Here is a 2140-nt window from a genome sequence, read left to right on the forward strand (position 1 = left end):
CCGCTCCTCGGCCGCCACCCGCTCGGGATCGACGCCCTCGACCTCACGCCAGGGCGCCTCCACCCGCCGGTGCACCAGCTGGACGGGGTCACCGGTCGCCCGTTGCCGGAAGGAGACGCGCAGGTTGGGGTGACGGGCCAGCAGCCGGGCGGCGGACTCGGCGAGCCTGTCCGCGTCGAGGGGGCCCTCCAGATCGAGGGTGAGCTGGGCGGTGTAGACGTCGGGGGCGGCCTCGTCGAACAGGGCGTGGAAGTACAGGCCCTGCTGCAGCGGCGAGAGCGGCAGGATGTCCTGAAGCTGGCCGCCCGGGGCGGGCGGGGCCGGGGTCACCGGGCCGGCACCCCGCACTCCGGTGCCCCGCACTCCGGTGTGCTGCGCTCCGGTGCCCGTCTGGCGGGTGCCGTTCATCGGTCCGGTGCCGGTCATCGGGCGCTCCACTCCGCGTCGAGTTCCGCTGCGAACGCGTCGATCTCCTCCTGGCTGATGGGCACCAGCAGGTCCGACGGGGTGAGGCCGCCGCCGGTGTGCCGGGACAGCCCGGTGAGGGCGGCGAACCACGTCTCCGCCAGCTCCCGGACCTGCTCCTCGCGGTACAGGCGGGCCGCCCACGACCAGGTCGCCCGCAGGCGCGGTCCACCGGGCGCGTCCAGGGTCAGGGCGTTGACCTCCAGGGCGTGCGGGAGCGCCAGGCCCGGCGAATGGCCGGCGCCCGCCGCCTCGGTCTCGGGCGCCGGGGACCAGTCGGTCCCGGTGGCGGCCTCCGTCCTGCCGAGGTAGTTGAAGGCCAGCTCGGGCACCGGGCGGGCGGCCAGCTCGGCGGCGGTCCCGGGGTTGAGGTGGCGGAGCAGGCCGTACCCGAGGCCGTTGCCGGGGATCGCCCGGAGCTGCTCCTTGACCCGTTTGATCGCCCGGGCGGCGGTGGCGCCGTGCAGGTCGGTCCAGTCCGCCGGTCCGGGGTCGAGCCGGACCGGATAGACGGTCGTGAACCAGCCGGTGGTCCGTGACAGGTCCGCCTCACCGGTGATCTCCTCGCGGCCGTGGCCCTCCAGGTCGAGCAGGACCGACTCCCGTCCGGTGCAGCGGGCCACGGCGAGGGCGAGCCCGGCGAGCAGCACGTCGCCGACCCGGCCGTGGAAGGCCGCCGGGATCCGGGTCAGCAGCGGCTCGGTGACCTCCGGGGGCAGCTCGAGGGTGAGGTGGCGCTGGGTGCCGAAGGTGTCCCGGACGGGGTCGAGCCCCCGGGAACCGTTCCGGGCGGGGTCGTCCGGCCGCGGGGAGCCAGGCGGGGTCCCAGTCGGGCCGGGCCGTCCGGGACCGTCGCTCGCGGAACCGGACGGCGGGGCGTCCCCGCCCAGGGTCCGGAGCCAGAAGTCCAGCTCCCCCGCCCTGATCTCCGCCTCGGCGCGCAGCCGCCGCGCCCAGGTACGGAACGAGAACGGCACCGGCGGCGGCTCCGGACGCTCCCCCCGGCTCGCGGCCTCCCAGGCGGCGAACAGGTCCGGCAGCAGGATCCGCCAGGAGACGGCGTCCACCGACAGGTGGTGGATCGTCACCACCAACCGGCCCGGCGCCTCCGGTCCGGCGTCCAGCCACGCCACCCGGACCATCCGCCCGGCGGCGGGGTCCAACTCCGCCCGCGAGCGCGCCGCCTCCTCGGCGACCGCCCTCGCCCAGGCGTCCCGTCCCTCGGGTCCGTCCTCCGGAGAGCCACCGAGCCCGTCCGGCGGGACGTCGATCACCACCCGCCGGACGCACTCGCCCGCCTGGACCGCACCCGGAGGCAGGACCTCCAGCGTCGGCGGACCCCCCGGCTCCGGATCCGCGCCGTCCAGCCATCGTCCGCCGTCCGGGCAGGTCAGCCGGAGCGTGTCGTGCCGGTCCAGTACGGCCTGCAGCCCCGCGGTCAGCGCCTCCTCCCCAAGCGCGGGCGGGACCCGCAGCACCACCGTCTGGCTGAACCCGCCGGTCGGGCCGGGAAGCTCCCGCAGCCAGTGCATGATCGGGGTCGGCTCCACCGGACCCACCCCCGCGCCCTCCACCTCACCCGCGACCGGCCCGGACTCCTCAACCGCCACCAACGCCAGCGCCCGCACGCTCTGATGCCGGAACACCTCCCGCGGCGAGAACACCACCCCCGCCT

General features: G+C 76.4%; 2 protein-coding genes. Both read right to left on the reverse strand.

All coding sequences use genetic code 11. The annotated features are described in order from the left end of the window. Positions 1 to 426, reverse strand: a 426-nt coding sequence (locus ACWJ6R_RS35125; RefSeq protein WP_449066338.1) for a condensation domain-containing protein, incomplete at its 3' end; no start/stop codon positions are given. Beyond that, on the reverse strand, positions 423 to 2140 hold a 1718-nt coding region (locus ACWJ6R_RS35130), incomplete at its 5' end, for a condensation domain-containing protein (protein WP_449066339.1). The genes ACWJ6R_RS35125 and ACWJ6R_RS35130, both read right to left, overlap by 4 nt.

This window comes from Planomonospora algeriensis, assembly GCF_977012225.1.